The sequence below is a fragment of the Nostoc piscinale CENA21 genome, from assembly GCF_001298445.1.
Lineage (GTDB): Bacteria > Cyanobacteriota > Cyanobacteriia > Cyanobacteriales > Nostocaceae > Nostoc_B > Nostoc_B piscinale_A.
In genome coordinates this window covers 4,509,944-4,527,001 of record NZ_CP012036.1, presented here as the reverse complement: position 1 = coordinate 4,527,001, position 17,058 = coordinate 4,509,944, and the positions used below count along the sequence as shown (strand labels likewise).

The window sequence follows — 17,058 nt, the reverse complement described above, 5'->3', positions numbered from 1 at the left end:
AAAAAGCTCATATCAAAAGCTTTTCACCGACTTGAAAAAATAGGGACAATGTTCCTATGATTGCTTTCTTGATGAAAGTAACCACAGGAAGATTGTCTCCCTAATTTGTTTATTTGATCCAAACAGACAATTAAGGTTCTCAAGAAAGGTGTAGGTGTTTAAAAGCCTTACACCCCTATACCCCTGGTTACTATTTGTGACTGCAACTTGGGATGAAAATCTAGTTTCATCTTGAAAGAAATACCTCCAACGCGGTTCACAGTTTCACTATGAGGGAGAACTTGCCAACCGAATCTTTGATATAGCTGCAAAGCCGGATTTGTGCTTCTAATACTGAGTGATATGGCTGGGTAAGATGTTCTGGCGGCTGTGAGTAAATGAGTGAGTAATTTTGTACCTATACCTTGATTGCGATATTCAGGGAGAGTTGCGATCGCCAGTTCCGGTGTAAAATCATCAATATAGCCATATCCTCGATTTTCACCTGTTAATAACCTAATCCACGCTGCTCCCACAGGTTGATGAATGGTGGTATTGATAGCAACAAAGCCCAAATCATCTTTGCGTCCCCAACCTTGAACATATCTAGCCAAATCAGGATTATTCATTGCATCCTGAATAGTTTTACCTTCTTGTTGTATGTGCGCCGCTTCGCACAGCATTTGCCATAAAAAAGGTTCATCTTCGGGTGTGAGGAGACGAATCGAATCATCCATATTCTAAATTTGCTGATGGTAGAATGCTGCGATTACTAAAAAAATACTATAACTTGATATGATAGCCTGTACCTTAAAAGCATTAACCATGTGTGGCAATCATTTCTCCCACCGTCGCTATTGCCTCATACTATTATTTTTGCAATTAAAATCTGAATCTGCTGAAAATAGTCTTCAATCAACAAGCTGTTAAATCTGGCTCAAAACCATGAAAATTTATCGGGAAGATTTAGATTGGGCGGTTTCCCAAGGCTTAATTACGGCAGAACAAGCTGATGCGTTGTGGAATGCACTTTCTATGCGTAATAGTGAGCGCCCACAATTTAATTTTGTCAATGTTAGTTATTACTTTGGGGCATTAATTGTTATCTCAGCTATGACATGGTTCATGACATTAGCATGGGAATCATTTGGTGGCGGTGGGATTTTTTTGTTAGCCAGCATTTATGCCTTATGCTTTGTACTTGCAGGAAGCAATCTTTGGTGGCGACAACAGATGAAAATTCCTGGAGGTTTGCTATTTACCATTGCAGTTTCCTTGACTCCTTTGGCAATTTATGGACTGCAACGTGCAACAGGATTTTGGCTTCAAGACAACCCCGGTACATATCAAGATTTTTATACTTGGATTAAAGGCAGTTGGTTTTTGATGGAGTTAGGAACTATCATCGCAGGTTTAATTGCCATCAAGTTTGTGCGTTTTCCTTTTTTAATCGCTCCCATAGCCTTTTCTCTGTATTTTATGTCTATGGATATCACACCATTATTATTTGGGGAAAAAAACTACAATTGGCAGCTAAGGCTATCTGTTTCTGTATGGTTTGGTATTGCTTGTATTGTGATTGCTTATCTAGTAGATATCCGCACTCGTAGACGCGATGGAGATTATGCTTTTTGGCTATATTTGTTTGGGTTACTTGCCTTTTGGTGGGGTTTAACTTTAATGGGCGACAGTAATGAATTGCAAAAATTCATCTATTGTTTGATTAATTTAGGTTTAATATTGTTGTCGGTATTGTTAAAACGAAAAGTATTTATTGTGTTTGGGGGGATGGGTGTTTTTGGTTATTTAGGACACCTGGCTTACAGCATCTTTAAAAATGCTATATTATTTCCCTTTGCGCTCACAATTGTAGGAATATTTATCATCTATTTAGGAACTGTATATCAACGCAATAGTAGGAAGATTGAAGTCTTTCTAGAAAGTTTATTACCAGATAATGTGAGACGCTATTTACCCAGAGAGTAATAATTTTTTGGCAAGATAAGTAGAATAGTGTAAATAATTGTAGTTAGAAAAAGGCAGGAGGCAGGAGGCAGAAGGCAGGAGTAAAGAGGATTTTAGCTTAATTGACCTTTCTTAACATAGTTTGGTTTTTTCCCACCGACTTACTTAGTAAGCCCTACGTAAGTTCTCAGAATTGAGTGATATGGAACATAGGGATTTTTGTTCAGGACTTCAGCACAAAGATTGTCTTTTATTCAGAGTTGTAATTAGATAAAATTACCAAGCCGAAGCAGTGAGAACAGCGAATGGAGAGATGAACATTAACTAGTACAGGTCGGCGTAAATAAACAGACCATAAGGAGCTAAAAGGCTTGTGGTATCACTGTTCTTTCTTTTTCCTTTTGCCTCTTGTGAGTTCGCCACTTGCTTCAAGTCGGGAAACCCGCCCAACGCAGTGGCTCATTTTTTACTTTTGCCTTGTTGTACTAGCCATTCCCTATTCCCTCTTCCCCATTTCCCTTGAAGTAAAAACATGGCAACAAAAATCCCCGTCACAGTCATTACAGGCTTCTTAGGTAGTGGTAAAACCAGCCTAATTCGCCACCTCTTACAAAATAACCAAGGTCGTCGCATCGCCGTCTTAGTCAATGAATTTGGCGAACTGGGTATTGATGGCGAGTTGTTGAAATCTTGTCTAATCTGCCCCGAAGATGAAGCTGGCGAAAGTAATATTTTTGAGTTAACCAATGGCTGTCTGTGCTGCACTGTGCAGGAAGAGTTTTATCCCACAATGCAAGAGTTAATCAAACGGCGAGACAACATTGACTGCATTGTGATTGAAACATCTGGGTTAGCTTTACCCAAACCACTAGTTAAAGCCTTTCGTTGGCAAGAAATTCGCAATGCTGCAACCGTAGATGCAGTAATTACGGTAGTAGACTGTGCAGCTGTAGCGGCTGGGACATTTGCTAGTGATTTAGAAGCGATCGCTGCCCAACGCCAAGCAGATGATAGCCTAGAACATGAAACACCTTTGCAAGAGTTATTTGAAGACCAACTCGCCTGTGCAGACTTAGTAGTGTTGAGTAAAACTGACTTAGTAGATAACGAAACTAAAGCACAAGTCGAACAATTAGTCAAACAAGAATTGCCCAGAGTAGTGAAAATGGTCGAGAGCGATCGCGGTCAAATCGATCCAGCCGTATTATTAGGATTACAAGCCGCCGTCGAAGATAACTTAGATAGCCGTCCCAGCCATCACGACAGCGAAGAAGACCACGACCACGACGACGAAATCACCTCCACACACGTCATTTTAGACCGCGCCTTCGACCCAGAAAAACTCCAACAAAAGTTACAAAATCTGGTAGATAAACAAGAAATCTACCGCATCAAAGGCTTTGTCGCAGTTCCCAATAAACCCATGCGCCTAGTTATGCAAGGCGTAGGAAACCGCTTTGAAAAATTTTACGACCGTCCTTGGCAAGCAAAAGAAACAAGACAAACTCGCTTAGTCTTTATCGGTCGTGATTTGAACTCCACAGAAATAGAATCGCAACTCGTAGCTTTGTAAGTTATTCTACGTTTGCTATTTAAGGTATCAGTAGACAATCAAACCTTATCTCCCTTGTTCCCCTTATCCCCAAATAACGTAATACCCTCCTAATTCCAAATCTTTAACCTTCTTGTATGACCATCTCCCAATTATTTGACATTGCCAATTTATTCGTTTTACCCTTTTGGGCATTGATAATTCTCCTACCCAACTGGAAAGTTACAAAGCGAATTATGGAATCATATATTCCATTTGTGCCTTTAGCTGGAGCATATTTGTACTTATTTATTACCAGCATTACCCCAGAAAATGCCCAAGCTTTATCTAATCCCCAACTAGCGGATATAGCTCGATTTTTTGCTGATGAAAAAGCTGCTGCCACAGGTTGGATTCATTTTTTAGTCATGGATTTGTTTGTTGGCAGATTTATTTATTGGGAAGGTCAAAAAACTGGAGTTTGGACAATTCATTCCCTGATACTTTGTTTATTTGCTGGGCCGATGGGAGTGTTATCTCATATCATCACAACTTGGATTACCAAAGCAATTTCTCCCAAATTACCAGAAAATCAAGCAACGATATCATCTTCTGGTAATTAGAATAGAACTCCTAAAAAACACAGGGTGTAAGGGTTGTTGATACATACACCCCTACACCCTGTATCTATAAACAATCTTTGTGCGTAATTCTACATATTTAGCGTTTTACAATTACTAAAGTTCCTGGCTTTGTCCAGCTGTACAATTTCCGCGCTTGCTTGACTGGCAAATTCACGCAACCGTGGCTGACGGGAGTACCGAAACGATTATGCCAATAAGCACCATGAATTGCATAGCCTTCATAAAAATACATTGCATAAGGAACATCAGGGATGTCGTAGCCTCTACCCCGCATTCGGTTAGTGCGATACTTCGACTGAATATGAAATCTACCGATAGGTGTAGGGGTGGCTCGTTTGCCAGTAGATACAGGAAAGGAATAAACTAACTTTTGACCATCCCAGGCACGTAAACGCTGCTGAGATAAATCAATTTCAATGCGACGAGGTTGAGACAGTTGGCGACTGTCAGATATTTGGATGTTGTTGTTATTGAGTGAAGCGGCTGTTGCTATCACAGAATTGGGGTCAGCCGTTGTTGGTAGCGCCGAGGACAAAAAAGTTGCTAACAGCAGCGCCACACCTGTACAAAAATTTCCTGAGCGACGAATTCCAACATTAGTAGTTCGGGTTCGCATTCTGCATCACCTTCTAACAACGCAAAAAATATTGTTGTAGTTTTGATAAACACTACAAATTGCCAAAACAATTCCGAGTTGTTTATGCAATATCTACAAGGATGATCTGCCAATACATCAATACTAGTATCATGTGAGACTAATAAAGCGGCTACGTACCAAGGTTGGATCTTGCTGCTAGGTCTGAAGGAGTAGGAATGTGAGTGTTTTTATTACTTCTATCCATACATTTCTATACCTTCGTGCCTAAAAGAGATTAAACCTCTCGCTGCTGAGTTCTCTCAACTGAGTTGGAGTATTGACAGTGATTTATTTCACTTTGTGAGTTGAAAACGTGCAAACTACTAAATTGCGATATTTGCACTTGTAATTTTTCCCAGGACTTACGCAAACAGAGATAAGCTGACTAGAGTAATCTAGTTTCTATTTTTAACTTCATGTTAAGTGATAGCAATTCCGGAGCATGACTATCGTAATGTCTTGATTTGCTGTCATTACAACGTGCAGAGGAGCTTGCAGTGTAAATATTTTAATTTAGTTTACGAATTAACTCTCAGGTGTACTGAATCAATCATCTCTAATTTCTAATTTTTACCATTAGAGAAGCCTAAAAATCTACGATACTCTTCTAGTTGCTTTTGAATTTGATCTAGCTGTTCTAAAAATTTGCCTAGCTGACCATTATTACCATTGGTTGGGCTATTATTGGGAGTCTCTTCATCGGTACTGTTGTAACTCTTAATACCGATATTGTCATTGTAATAGTGCAATTGTAAGCTAGTTGCTGAATTAATTGCGTTGTTTTGATGGGTGATTTTAGCGGGAGAGGTGATTTCTGAAACAGAGTGATGATCAACGCTGAAATTAGTAGCAGAGATTTGATAATTAGATGATGCTAGTGCAGATTTTACTATTGAGCTAGTACTAATTGAATCAATCTGAAAACTAGCAGTGGCCGCCTGGGTATTATTTCCGGCTGTGTCTGTAATAATTTGCCGCACTTGTGTAGGAGTTAAACTACGGTTAGCACTCAACATCAATGCAACTACCCCAGCTACATGAGGAGTCGCCATAGATGTGCCACTGTAAGAAGCATACTGATTATTCGGCACTGTTGAATAAACATCAACTCCTGGGGCTGTCACATAAGCCAATTCATTTGTCCCAGAACGATTAGAAAAATTAGCCAAGTTATTATTTCTATCTACCGCCCCAACAGCAATTCCTGTATTTTTAGCATAACGGGCTGGGTAGTTTGGTTGAGAACCACCATCATTACCAGCCGCCATCACCACAACTACGCCTTTACTATTGGCATACTCAACCGCATTTTGTAGTGTGCGGTTAGAAAAATTGCCCCCCAAACTCAGGTTAATAACATTAGCGCCATTATTCACTGCATAGTAAATGCCGTTGGCTATAGCATTATACGAACCAGAACCAGATTCATTTAACACTTTCACTGGCATAATTTTGGCATTATAAGCAATGCCAGTTACACCATAGTTATTTTTCTCGCCTGCAATAGTTCCAGAAACATGAGTACCGTGGCCGTTTTGGTCTAGGGTGTTGTTGTTGTTATTGACAAAATTCCAACCCCGGACATCATCAACATAACCATTGCCATCATCATCTATGCCATTACCAGCAATTTCTTTCGTATTAGTCCAAATATTATTTTTTAGATCCTCATGGTTGTAATCAACCCCAGTATCTATCACGGCGACAACAACACCCTTACCTGTATACCCATTATTCCAAGCTTCTGGAGCATTTACAAGGTCAGCGCCCCAATTATTTCCCCCCGAATTTGGAACATCTGCAAAGGTATTTTTACCCGCAGCTTTAGCCACAGCCGCCGCCGCATTTACTAACCCATATCCTGTAGTGGAACTATAGTTTTTAGTAGTTGCTGTAGTTATTTTTGCATTGCTCGGTTGGTAATAACTACTGCTACTAAGGTAAGAATTATATTGATTTTTATTGTCGAAACTATCTGCTGAGGAGAGCAGTTGAGAGTTTAGCCCGTTATGAGAAAGTAATGCTTTACTAGTATCATTAATGGGCATAAGTATTTTCTCCTCAAATAAAGTTAAGTTCCATATTTTTGGCAGCATCAACTGTTAAAACCTTAACTCACAGGTTTTAAGCAATAAATTGACTATCCTTCCCAATAATTACTATGGAATTAAATGGCAAAATGCTACTTTTCTTACAAAAAAATATTCATCATAATTTAATTATTTAAGCGCATTTTTAGCGAAAACTAGATTGAATAAGGATTCGCCAAAATTATATTTGTGAAAATCTACAGATAAGCGCCGATAAAAAATGATAGTTTGTTGATATTTATCAATATTATGAATTACGCAAAAGTATGAAGCAACTAACCACAAAGTAAGCTAAAGATACAAAGTTATAAAGATTTGAGAAGTTTCTAGTGTAAGTCCTAGAGACAGAAAAATTTTAGAGTAATCCTAAAGCTTTGAAACTACGCCGAGTTACTTCAATTCGTTTAGGTGCATCAGTAGCATCTTTCATATCGATATTAGTGGCGAAGAAATAAACGTTATTATTTTGTTCTAAATATCCGACAAACCAGCCAATGTTAGGTTTTACACTAGTTGCCCAACCTGTCTTAGCTCGCAGGGTATAATTAGGTGTTTTTTCAAATATCATGATGTCTTGCACTAAATCGAATGTGCGTTGAGAAAAAGGTAATTCTCTCCGATAAAGTCTTTGGAGAAATTCAATTTGTTGTTTGGGTGAAATTTGTAAAGGGCCAGATAGCCAAAATTTATCTATTTGTTCTGGTGTACCAATTTGACGGTTTCCGTAACCAACTTGATTGATAAATTGCTGCATTCTTTCATGTCCAATTCGCCGCGCCAAGACTTGATAAAACCAAACGGTGGAATCTTTATAGGCTTGGCGCATATTGGTATCACGGTTCCAAGCCGGAAATTCTCGCACAATTCCATCCCAAGTCAAAACAGCAACTTCATCTTTAATAACTCCTGTTTCTAATGAAATCAGAGAATTTACAATTTTGAAAGTCGAAGCAGGAAGAAAGGCTGTAGAATTACGAGAAGCATTATGTTGGTAAAATTTCTTGGTATTTTGGTCGTAAATTAAGATTGACCCTTCAATCCCTAATTCGTTGAAATAACTGCCAAGATTAACATTTTGAGCAATCACTGAAGGGGGTTGATTTGGTTTTATTTGTGCAGAGATACCAGGAAGGCTTGTAAAGGTTAGCAGTGTGATGATACTGATAATTGTAATCGAGATGATGAATAGCGATCGCCCACTTCGTGCCATAACTTTTATCCTCACCCAACTAGCTGACAAACCAGAAATAATACAGCAACAAAGTAGGCAATTCCTAAAATCTGTTTACTAAACTTAATTATGCTGATTCAATCTCAAGCTCACAAATCAGCGTGTAACCAAGAATCGTAATATTTTGCAAGTTCTTTGATAAAGTTGAGTTCTTCGCCAGCCAAATTATTAAACAGTTGACGATAGTGCCAACCCCTTTCATAGCGACTTAGCATTTGCTCAGGCGTAAACTGATAAACATCTGTTGTTTGCCAACAAATGGACTCTAAAAAAGGCAACTTTTGAGGTCTAATCGGTGGATTCATGTGTTGTCAGTTGATTATTTTCTAATACACTTCAGTGAAGTATTTCTCTCCTCTCTCTGCGCTCTCTGTGTCTCTGTGGTTCGTTAATAAAAAAAGATTCTCACCCTAAATGAACCGTATTGTATTAGATTCTGGAAAGTTGCAGCATAAAAACTCTACAATCCATTGACCTAGAGTTATATTTTTAGCAGTCCAGTCAGGTACTTGCTCTTCATCAATATCTATTTTGAGTGTTTCTTCAAGAGCGAATAAAAGCTCTATCATGTCCCAATCCCAGCAAGGAAAAGATATGATATCTATAAATTTATCATCTGGATATAACTTCTCAGACGGAACACCAAAAGCTTTACTTAACTGTATACGGACACAATTAACTGTCTTTTTTGCTAATTCATGTGATAATTTCAGATTTTGAATAAACTCTTCATCGCTCATATCAGAACGCTGGAAAATATCACTTAATTGTTTAGATTTTTTCAATATAAATCTCATAAAATTTATGTTATTTTCTGTGTGAATACAGTACTTTATATATATATCATTACTTACTAAAAGTATGATAGAACGAACCGCAAAGGGCGCAAAGGACACAAAGTTAAAAGAGTTTAGGAGAGTTCTTGCTTAAGTCATATAGATATTGTTCAAATCTTGGTTAAAATTTCTTTCCACCAGAGCATGGATATTACACCAACAGTTAGTATCCATAACAGAAATATTAGATTCACAATAGCATTATCAGCAGTTATATTCAGTCAGGTACAGGGGAAATGGTGCGCTTAAAACCGTGGCAGTGGGTCATCTTAGCAACACCGATCGCAGCTATTATAATTTTCTTACTGGTTGCCGCAGGTTTAAAAATCAATGCCTGGGGAATTAACTGGATTTGGGCGGTGTTTACCGTTGTATTTGTTGGTTGGCGGTGGTTGTTGGTGAGGTGGACGCAACCGCAAATTGCCCAAGTTGAGGCGGCTTTGGCGGGATTTCAAGAAGAACTAGAAACGGCTGTCGATACTACCACCACAACTGCGGGAAGTGAGGCGACACAGCAAGCGGAAGCAGCATTACAAAAAATTCTGGAAGCATCAATTAACGATCGCCCAATTTGGGAAGATTGGCAAACTTTTTGGCAACGCTGTCAAGATGTAGTAGTGGCTGTGGCGAATATCTACCATCCCCAAGTGCAGTATCCCTTACTGAATATATATGTCCCCCAAGCTTACGGACTGATTCGCGGCACAGTGGATGATTTAGACCAGTGGATGCAGAGATTATCACCTGCTTTAAATCAAGCTACTGTTGGGCAAGCTTATCAAGCTTATGAAGTATATCGCAAGCTAGAACCATCAGCCCGTAAACTTTTGCGAGCTTGGGGTTGGGCGCAATGGTTGTTAAATCCGGTGGCGGCGGTGGCGAACCGGGCGACGAAGGGTTATACGAACCGCGCTAATCAGCAATTGTTGGTGAATTTAGGTCAACTGTTGCGCGAAGCAGCTTTGAGAAATTTATGCAGACAAGCGATCGCACTTTACGGAGGTATGACACTACCAACAACAGCCGTGATTTCTTCCCCAACTATCCCCCAAACTAAAACCCAAACTCTACGCGAAATTCTCACCCAAGCTGAACCAGTCGCGGAAGTTGAGCAAAAACCAATCAATATTTTACTAGTCGGGCGGACAGGTGCAGGTAAAAGCAGTTTAATTAACACTTTATTTCAAGCTGACTTGGCGGCGGTGGATGTGTTACCCAGTACTGACGAAATTCAAAATTATCATTGGGAAACTCCCGGTGGCGAAACTCTCACTCTTTGGGATACCCCTGGTTACGAACAAGTGAAGCGCGGGGAACTCCGCCAATTAGTATTAGACTATGCAACTAACGCAGATTTGTTACTGTTGGTGACACCCGCCCTTGATCCGGCTTTGCAAATGGATGTAGATTTTTTAGCAGATATAAAAGCCGCAGTTGATGATTTACCTGCGATCGCAGTTGTCACCCAAGTAGATAAATTGCGTCCTCTGCGCGAGTGGCAACCGCCATACAATTGGGAATGGGGAGACAGGCCAAAGGAAGTTTCTATCCGTGAAGCTACCAAATACCGCGCCGAAAAGCTGGAGGAATTTTCTAACTTAATTGTCCCGGTAGTTACAAGTGACAGCAAAACCAACCGTACAGCTTGGAATATAGATATTTTATCTTTGGGATTGATTGAAGCGATCGCACCCGCCAAACAACTACGACTCGCCCGGTTTTTACGTGACTTAGACTCGCGCACCGTCGCCGCCGCCAAAATTATTGATCACTATACCTTCCAGATGGCGACTACCCAAGGACTCACTGCTCTTTTAAAAAGTCCTGTACTGCAATTTATTGCCACGATGTCTACAGGTTCTCCTACCTTGGCCTATTTATTAGCAGAACAAATCCCTGTAGAACAGTTACCGATTGTTATTGGTAAACTTCAAATTGCTTATGAGTTATTTTCACTATTAAAAACAGACAATTCCCCCAAAATTAACTTTGATTTAATGTCACTGTGGCCATTATTGTTAGAAAATTCAGCTACACCTGATCGGAATGCTTGGGCATTTGGTCACGCCCTTGTCGAATACTGGACTCAGAATTTAGCCGTGGAACAACTACGAGAGCGATTTGAGTATTATTTGCAACAGGTTTGAAATGTGTTATGTTGAGGCGATCGCGCCTTGGTATTTAAATTTGAGCGATTAATAATGAAATTCAAATTCAATCGAAGACACGAAATATTTATTCAAGAAAAACTCAGTAGCGGTAGATATCATACTATTGAGGAAATAATTGCTGAAGCTTTAGAACTGTTGGAAGAACATGATAAAAAGTATGAACAATGGTTAGAAGCCGTCCGTAATAACGCTGATGTTTCTATTGCTGAATTAGAAAGGATTGACAACAAATTTTTAATCGCACAGTTAGAACGGAAATTACGTCAAGCACTAGAATCTTAGCAAGTCGGTGCGGGTGCAGAGTGCAGGGGAAGAATTTTTACTCAGCAACGCCAGTTGCTACAACGGAGGGAACCTCACGCCAGTTTGCTCAAGTCGGGTTCCCCGACTTGAGCAAACTTCGGTGACTCAGCACTCATCTTTGCGTTGACACGGTTAATACCTGCGGTGGGGTTGCATCGGGGGGATAGAGAAAGTCTACTTCGACTAATCTGCGATCGCTTGCTTTCATATTTAATAGTACTAGTGGTTCTCCTGGTTGACCCCGCTTTTGGACTAAATGCACAAATTTAGTTTGTGGCATACCCTTATCATCTTTGTAACGTATCCGCACACTGCCGCGAAAGAAGGTTTGGCGAGCTGGGGTAGCAAAAAAGCGCAGTCCTGGTTTAACTAACTGGTCTTCTTTAATGGGAGTTTGCATCGCCACTGCCACAGTTTTTGGTGTAGCAGTATTGTTATATAACGGTAACTTCAGATTGTATTGAATTGCATAGTTACCATGTGCGCGATATGCAGTGTCGGGATAACGCACCAACATCGGCGCACTTTGAATTTGATTTGTCCCCAAAGTGCCGCCATGTAAGGTACTCAGCGCGTAAGAAATTGCTTGTCCCGGTTGGGGAACGGTTAAAAATCGGGCTTTGGGACTATCTACTATAAATGCACGCCAAAAGGAACCGCCAGCTACCCCCGCGACTCTTCCGTAAATTCTCGGTTTCCCAGTTTCTTCTAAGGGAGTTGGTGTTTTATCTCGTGGTGTGGATAATTCACCGTTATCTAATAAATTTTCCCACTCTTCTAAAGTCGGCGCACGTTCACTACCATCAGGATTATCTTTGGCAAACATCGCTAAACTAGCGGCGTAGACGGTACCGTTACTCCGCAAGCGCATTAAAGTAGAACGACCATTTAATGGCGGTGTTAAACCCTGCACCGGAATTGGAAGATTGAGCAACATTTGACTTTGCTTGGGTGCAAGGACTATTTGTGCGGGGAAAATTGCTTGTCTTCTGCCTCTGATAATATCAGACATGACGCGATCGCCCGGCCCTGCAAATACTTTACCCGCCGCATCTTCGACATAAGGCGGTAGTTCAATAAATGGTGCATCTGGCTGACTTAAATAACTCGCCGCCTGCAAGATATTAACTGTGACTGATTGCTCAGTCGGGTTATGCAAAATTATACCGAGATAGAGCGATCGCAAATTTTCTGGCGGATCAGCTTTGGCAACATGATGAGCGAAAATATCAAATCTTCCCCGGAAAGGAAAATTTAAATGTGCTGTTGGAACTTTTTTACCATCTCCAGGAAAAGTAGATAATAAAATCCCTTCTTTCAACACCAATTCTGGACTATTGCTATTAAAAGTTGGCACTGAATCTAACTGTCCTGGTAAGGGTAGAACCTGTTGCGGTTGGACAACTTCTTCTGGTGGTGGTGTAGGAGGTGTGGTTTGTGAAATCAGTAAACTGAGTAAAAATGACAACATATACTTAGGTAACGATTTTTCCTCAAAGACGCACACTATTTTATATGAGTGCCAAATTGTTAATAATTAATAAGAAGTCAGCTAGAACAACCAGCAAATTTTCTTGATTTAATACCGGAACGTGAACAAATATACAACGAGTTGACAGTTTAGATTGCTGAAGATAGTCAAGAACTGCATAATAAAGACCTTCGCAAACAAATTTACCGCAGTCACTACTAATATCAGTTGCTACTGTTCCCAAAACTAATTTTTCCAAATTAACTGCTGTCGGCAAAAAAATCGCGCCTTGATTAGCACCCTCCTCTACACTTAACCTTTGTCTACTAGCAGCCATCCCACAACAGATAATGTAATCTGGTTGCAACTCCTCAATTTTTTTGAATTACCCAGGAACTAGCCAGCATCACATCTACAGGTAACAGCCGCAGAAATTTTAAATCATAGGGGAGCGATTCAACTTGACTCACTTCCTGTAATAAATCATCCGATGAATTTGAATCTTGATCGCTTAACCAAGTGTCAAAAGAAGTTAATAAAAATCTTTTCTTCATTAGAATTATTATTTAGAATAGAAAAACCCTCCATAATAAATTTACAAGGAGCAGGTCAATGCCAGTTATTGCAGTCGTAGATTACGACATGGGAAATTTGCACTCAGTCTGTAAAGGCATAGAAAAAGCTGGGGCAACTCCCAAGATTACAGATTCTGCTAAAGAGATATCATTGGCAGATGCGGTAGTCTTGCCAGGAGTTGGTGCATTTGATCCCGCAGTGCAACATTTAAGAGAACGGAATTTAGAACAACCCATAAAAGACGCGATATTATCTGGCAAACCCTTCTTAGGAATTTGTTTAGGATTGCAAATTTTATTTGAATCAAGTGCGGAAGGAACTCAACCAGGACTAGGAATTATCAAAGGAAAAGTCCGTCGCTTTCAGCATGAACCAGGAATTACTATTCCTCACATGGGTTGGAACCAACTGGAATTAACCCAACCAAAAAGCATTTTATGGGAACATTTGCCCGCTAACCCTTGGGTTTATTTTGTGCATTCTTATTATGTTGACCCAACAGATCCGCAAGTTAGGGCTGCAACTGTTACCCACGGTACTCAAACTATCACAGCCGCCATTGCCAAAGAAAATCTCATGGCAGTGCAGTTTCACCCAGAAAAATCCTCTAATATAGGATTGCAAATCCTCTCTAATTTTGTTTCTCAAGTGCGTGAACAAATTGCAGCATAGGGTTTGTGATTTGTCATTTGTGATTTGTCATTTGTCCTTGGCAAATGTTGAATGACCAGTGACTAATGACTAATGACCAATAATCATGAGTTTGAGAATTTACGGCAAACGTCCAATTAAAACTTTACCAGGGAAAGAAACCAGACCCACGAGCGCACGGGTAAGAGAAGCTGTATTTAATATTTGGCAAGGCGAAATTGTTGGTTGTCGCTGGCTAGATTTGTGCGCGGGTAGTGGTTCAATGGGAGCAGAGGCTTTGTGTAGAGGAGCCAGCTTGGTAGTAGGAATTGAACAATCAAGCCGAGCCTGTGCAATTATTCAAGAAAATTGGCAGCAATTAGCCAGCAATGAACAACAATGGCAGCTATTACGTGGTGATGTAATTCAGCAGTTAAAAGTTTTGTCAGGAAAACAGTTTGACAGAATTTATTTTGATCCACCTTATGCTAGTGGATTATATCAACCTGTGCTAGAAGCGATCGCTAACTATAATTTATTAGATGCCAAAGGTGAAATCGCCGTAGAACACAATCCCCAAGGCTGGACACCACCAGTCATCCCCAATTGGGAAATCTCTCGCCACAAAGTTTACGGTAATACCGCCTTAACTTTCTACAGAGTCATTGACTCAACTACAGACAATGATGGGGATATAGAGTGAAATGGGCGGTTGGAAACCGCAGCTACACAGACAAAACCCGCCTGCGCGGGTTTCAATCTTATGATTTTATGATGAGTCCGCCTACACGGACTTAGTTTGTGTAGCCGCGAATTCCATTCGCCCAGGCTTAGAGCTTATCAACCACCCAACTCGTTGGGACGCTTGTATTGTTTGTATGCAGCGTAGAATAAACCAGCGAGAGTTACAACAATTAGACCAAGCACAATGCCAGAAAGCAGGGGTTCAACCACTTTAAATCTCCTGTTTGCAATTATTAACTATTTATATCCCGCCTTTGATTTTACCAAATTACGGCGAATCCCGCTTGCAGCAGTGTTTTTGAGCAATACCCGCTTATAAGAAAATAGTCACCTGTGCTTGCGGTACAAATCAAGAACTTTTAAGCTATGTGTAGGAAATGAAAAATTTTATAACCTTACACTTTCACAGCAAACCTTTTGGATAACCAGATTACCAAACCTGAAATTCTGATGCAGCGTATCGTCTTATTGGTTCTAGCGATACTGCTATCAATCCCTTTGGGCATCTTTGGTGTTCAAATGGTACAAGCCTCAGATCCTTACGTTAAAACCGTTCTTTCCTTGGCTGGAGACACAGTTCAGGGAAATGCTATCTTTCAAATTAACTGTGCTGGTTGTCATGGTTGGCAAGCAGATGGGCGAGTCGGCCCCAGTTTACAAGCTGTTTCTAAACGTAAATCTCCCTATAAGTTGATTCACCAAGTAATTAGCGGTGAAACGCCTCCTATGCCCAAATTTCAGCCCAGTCCTCAAGAAATGGCAGACCTTTTGAGCTTTTTGGAAACCTTATAAGAGTTTACATATCTTAAAAAATGAAGATTTAATTAAAGATGTAGGATTCGGTGTCCTACATCTTTAGTTTTTGGTTGGGAGTAGGGGACTGTTATCTATCAGCTGTAACCTATCACCTGCTATCTAAGATATGTAACAATAATTGCGGGCTGAGACGATCGCAGTTGAGATAAAAAATGACAGAAGCTCTCCAAATTGGCAACCGTACAATTCAGGCTACTGAGCTAATTCCGTTACTGGCAAGTTACCAAATGTTGCCGCAGCTAATCCGGGAATTAATCATTGATGAAGCGATCGCATCTGTAGAATGTACATTAGAAGAAATTACTCGCACTCAACAGCAGTTTTACCTAGAACGACAGTTAAAAACTGATGCAGACATTAAAGCCTGGATGGCTTATCATGGTATAACAGTAAATCAACTCGAATCGGTAACAATTCGTAAACTGAAAATCGAGAAATTCAAAATTGCTACTTGGGGTAACAAACTCGAATCATACTTCTTTCAAAACAAAGCCAAGTTAGATAAAGTCATTTATTCCCTACTACGTACTCAAGATATTGGACTCGTCCAAGAACTCTACTTTCGCCTCCAAGCCAAAGAACAATCATTTGCAGAATTAGCCAAAGAATACTCCCAAGGCCCAGAAGCCCAAACTGGCGGGCTAGTCGGCCCAGTTGAACTACAAGCAATTCATCCCGGAATGGTACAGTTGCTATCTAGCAGTCAGCCCGGTCAAGTTTTACCACCAGCCCGAATAACCGAATGGGTTGTGATTTTGCGCCTAGAAAAACTCATCCCAGCCCAACTCGATGACCAGATGAAAGCAAGATTATTGAATGAACTTTTTGAAGCTTGGCTACAAGAACAGCAAAAGCAAATCCAATCTCATTCTTAATCAACACCTAGAAATTTAGGTTATGATTTGAACATAAGGGTGCAGACATCATAAATAGACAAGGAGGACAAGGGAGACAAGGTAGAGAAATACTTGTCATAATTTAGGATTGCTGCATAACGCAACTTTGACTTATTTCTCTGAATCCAGTCAGAATTATTAATAATATTTCCCCACAAAAATATGAACAGGCGTAGGCTAAATTTATTAGCTCTTTCAACCTTCAGTGTATTTGTTATTGGGCTGGATTTTCTCAAATTTAGCCAATCAGAAATTCAAGCAGTTCCACCAATATATAAACAGAATAAACTGCCTGTATCTCGGTTGCAACCCGAAGTTATTAGAAAATTACTAGATAGTGAAGATATTAACTCGGCTGTTATCCATATTGAAAGGGGTTGGAAGCAGCAATATGATGAATATATGCAGGTAAAATTGCCTTCAAATCAAGTTATTGAAGTCAACAAAATCACTCAAGTTCTCAAAAATATTAATCAAAGAGTCGGTAAAAAAAAGTGCCTTAATATATGCAATACCAACTGCTGACCAACTCGATTTA

18 protein-coding genes and 1 pseudogene are annotated in these 17,058 nt (G+C 40.1%); 10 read left to right on the top strand and 9 right to left on the bottom strand.

Annotated elements, in window-relative coordinates:
• Nucleotides 1-167 precede the first annotated feature (167 nt).
• Entirely contained in the window at nt 168-716 is a 549-nt protein-coding gene (locus tag ACX27_RS19535; RefSeq protein WP_062295059.1) for a GNAT family N-acetyltransferase, read from the bottom strand.
• Nucleotides 717-924: 208 nt separating this feature from the next.
• Between ACX27_RS19535 and ACX27_RS19530 the strand changes: the two genes are divergently transcribed.
• From ACX27_RS19530 to ACX27_RS19520, 3 genes are all read left to right on the top strand, one after another.
• On the top strand, nt 925-1,965 hold the full coding sequence (locus ACX27_RS19530) for a DUF2157 domain-containing protein (RefSeq protein ID WP_062295058.1): 1,041 nt from the start codon (nt 925-927) through the stop codon (nt 1,963-1,965).
• Between the two features lie 511 nt (nt 1,966-2,476).
• Nucleotides 2,477-3,517: a cobalamin biosynthesis protein CobW gene (gene cobW / locus ACX27_RS19525; protein ID WP_062295057.1), complete on the top strand. Its 1,041-nt coding sequence runs from the start codon at nt 2,477-2,479 to the stop codon at nt 3,515-3,517.
• A gap of 116 nt (nt 3,518-3,633) precedes the next feature.
• Nucleotides 3,634-4,098 carry an ABA4-like family protein gene (locus ACX27_RS19520; protein ID WP_062295056.1) on the top strand — a complete coding sequence of 155 codons (465 nt, stop codon included), beginning with the start codon at nt 3,634-3,636 and terminating at the stop codon, nt 4,096-4,098.
• Between the two features lie 97 nt (nt 4,099-4,195).
• Here the strand turns inward: ACX27_RS19520 and ACX27_RS19515 are convergent, their stop codons facing one another.
• The 5 genes from ACX27_RS19515 to ACX27_RS19495 all read right to left on the bottom strand — a co-directional run bounded on the left by ACX27_RS19515 (nt 4,196) and on the right by ACX27_RS19495 (nt 8,862).
• Complete coding sequence (locus ACX27_RS19515) at nt 4,196-4,735, bottom strand: L,D-transpeptidase (RefSeq protein ID WP_062295055.1); 540 nt, start codon at nt 4,733-4,735, stop codon at nt 4,196-4,198.
• A 584-nt stretch (nt 4,736-5,319) separates the two neighbouring features.
• Nucleotides 5,320-6,804, bottom strand: coding sequence for a S8 family peptidase (locus ACX27_RS19510; protein WP_062295054.1), 1,485 nt, complete (start codon nt 6,802-6,804; stop codon nt 5,320-5,322).
• A gap of 397 nt (nt 6,805-7,201) precedes the next feature.
• On the bottom strand, nt 7,202-8,056 hold the full coding sequence (blaOXA, locus tag ACX27_RS19505) for a class D beta-lactamase (protein ID WP_062295053.1): 855 nt from the start codon (nt 8,054-8,056) through the stop codon (nt 7,202-7,204).
• A 110-nt stretch (nt 8,057-8,166) separates the two neighbouring features.
• Nucleotides 8,167-8,382 carry a hypothetical protein gene (locus ACX27_RS19500; RefSeq protein ID WP_062295052.1) on the bottom strand — a complete coding sequence of 72 codons (216 nt, stop codon included), beginning with the start codon at nt 8,380-8,382 and terminating at the stop codon, nt 8,167-8,169.
• Between the two features lie 105 nt (nt 8,383-8,487).
• On the bottom strand, nt 8,488-8,862 hold the full coding sequence (locus ACX27_RS19495; RefSeq protein ID WP_235526272.1) for a hypothetical protein: 375 nt from the start codon (nt 8,860-8,862) through the stop codon (nt 8,488-8,490).
• Nucleotides 8,863-9,149: 287 nt separating this feature from the next.
• Here ACX27_RS19495 and ACX27_RS19490 point away from each other — a divergent pair, with 287 nt between their 5' ends.
• Both ACX27_RS19490 and ACX27_RS19485 read left to right on the top strand, forming a co-directional pair.
• Nucleotides 9,150-11,060 carry a GTPase family protein gene (locus ACX27_RS19490; RefSeq protein WP_062295051.1) on the top strand — a complete coding sequence of 637 codons (1,911 nt, stop codon included), beginning with the start codon at nt 9,150-9,152 and terminating at the stop codon, nt 11,058-11,060.
• Nucleotides 11,061-11,114: 54 nt separating this feature from the next.
• Nucleotides 11,115-11,366, top strand: coding sequence for a ribbon-helix-helix domain-containing protein (locus ACX27_RS19485; RefSeq protein WP_062295050.1), 252 nt, complete (start codon nt 11,115-11,117; stop codon nt 11,364-11,366).
• A gap of 133 nt (nt 11,367-11,499) precedes the next feature.
• Here ACX27_RS19485 and ACX27_RS19480 read toward each other — a convergent pair whose 3' ends face one another.
• Both ACX27_RS19480 and ACX27_RS19475 read right to left on the bottom strand, forming a co-directional pair.
• The gene (locus ACX27_RS19480) at nt 11,500-12,858 is read right to left on the bottom strand and encodes a DUF3370 domain-containing protein (protein WP_062295049.1); all 1,359 of its coding nucleotides are present in this window, start codon (nt 12,856-12,858) and stop codon (nt 11,500-11,502) included.
• Between the two features lie 40 nt (nt 12,859-12,898).
• Nucleotides 12,899-13,412 (bottom strand): annotated as a pseudogene (locus ACX27_RS19475) (pyroglutamyl-peptidase I family protein).
• A 58-nt stretch (nt 13,413-13,470) separates the two neighbouring features.
• On the opposite strand from ACX27_RS19475, the gene hisH reads away from it, so the two are divergent.
• The gene (gene hisH / locus ACX27_RS19470; protein WP_062295048.1) at nt 13,471-14,106 is read left to right on the top strand and encodes an imidazole glycerol phosphate synthase subunit HisH; all 636 of its coding nucleotides are present in this window, start codon (nt 13,471-13,473) and stop codon (nt 14,104-14,106) included.
• Between the two features lie 85 nt (nt 14,107-14,191).
• Complete coding sequence (gene rsmD, locus ACX27_RS19465) at nt 14,192-14,767, top strand: 16S rRNA (guanine(966)-N(2))-methyltransferase RsmD (RefSeq protein ID WP_062295047.1); 576 nt, start codon at nt 14,192-14,194, stop codon at nt 14,765-14,767.
• A gap of 137 nt (nt 14,768-14,904) precedes the next feature.
• Here rsmD and petG read toward each other — a convergent pair whose 3' ends face one another.
• Entirely contained in the window at nt 14,905-15,018 is a 114-nt protein-coding gene (gene petG / locus ACX27_RS31055) for a cytochrome b6-f complex subunit V (RefSeq protein WP_010995538.1), read from the bottom strand.
• A 207-nt stretch (nt 15,019-15,225) separates the two neighbouring features.
• On the opposite strand from petG, the gene ACX27_RS19460 reads away from it, so the two are divergent.
• The 3 genes from ACX27_RS19460 to ACX27_RS34035 all read left to right on the top strand — a co-directional run bounded on the left by ACX27_RS19460 (nt 15,226) and on the right by ACX27_RS34035 (nt 17,045).
• Nucleotides 15,226-15,600 (top strand): c-type cytochrome, encoded by a 375-nt coding sequence (locus tag ACX27_RS19460; protein ID WP_062295046.1) that lies wholly within the window; start codon nt 15,226-15,228, stop codon nt 15,598-15,600.
• A 176-nt stretch (nt 15,601-15,776) separates the two neighbouring features.
• Nucleotides 15,777-16,499, top strand: a complete 723-nt coding sequence (locus ACX27_RS19455) for a peptidylprolyl isomerase (protein ID WP_062295045.1) — start codon at nt 15,777-15,779, stop codon at nt 16,497-16,499.
• Between the two features lie 183 nt (nt 16,500-16,682).
• A complete protein-coding gene (locus ACX27_RS34035) occupies nt 16,683-17,045 on the top strand; it encodes a hypothetical protein (protein WP_235526271.1) in 363 nt (120 codons plus the stop codon).
• Nucleotides 17,046-17,058 lie beyond the last annotated feature (13 nt).